General features: G+C 45.9%; 2 protein-coding genes. Both read left to right on the top strand.

Annotation, left to right across the window (positions count from 1 at the left end; all coding sequences use genetic code 11):
- On the top strand, positions 1-231 hold a 231-nt coding region (locus tag R8O10_RS25380), incomplete at its 5' end, for a GreA/GreB family elongation factor (protein WP_318191980.1).
- Between the two features lie 112 nt (positions 232-343).
- The coding region (locus tag R8O10_RS25375; RefSeq protein WP_318191979.1) for a DUF1090 domain-containing protein at positions 344-677 on the top strand (334 nt) is incomplete at its 3' end.

Genomic DNA, 677 nt, shown 5'->3' with positions numbered 1-677 from the left:
GGTGCTTGGGTCGAGATTGAAAACGAAGCCGGTGATGTGAAGAAGTTCCGCATTGTGGGGCCAGAAGAAATATATGGCGATGCCAAAGATTACATCTCCATTGATTCCCCTATGGCCAGAGCCATGTTGAAAAAGCAAGTGGATGAAGAATTTACCGTTCGAACGCCGGAAGGTGACAAAGAGTGGTTCATCAATTCGATTGAATACAACAAGCAAAGCGCAGAATCTTAACTTCCTCGACCTTGAAACATTCGGCGAGCGAAGTGCGTTTGCCAATGATGTTGACCTATTTTTATGCGCCCTCATTTGAGGGCGCGAGCTGTATTTACTGGAGAGGTTTAAAATGAAAGCCGTGATTTGTGGTGCTGCGTTAACGATGGCTATTTCGCTTCCTACTGTCGCTCAAGAAGAGCTAAAAGGGTGTGATGCCAAAGCGTTTGCTCTTGAGCAGCAAATTGAATACGCCACAGTACAAGGTAATCAAAAGCGCATTGATGGATTAAAACGAGCCCTTGCTGCGATTGAGGATGAATGCTCGGAAGAAGATTTACGCGAAAAACTGCAATCAGAAGTCGAACAAAAAGCGCAAAAAGTAAAAGCCCGCGAGCTAGAATTGGCAGAGGCACAACCGTCGGGTTCGAGCGACAAAATCGAGAAAAAGCGCCGAAAGTTAGATG

It is taken from the genome of Vibrio sp. 1727 (assembly GCF_033344415.1).
GTDB lineage: Bacteria > Pseudomonadota > Gammaproteobacteria > Enterobacterales > Vibrionaceae > Vibrio > Vibrio alginolyticus.
The sequence above is the reverse complement of the archived record's forward strand: the minus strand, read 5'-3'. Positions and strand labels throughout refer to the sequence as shown.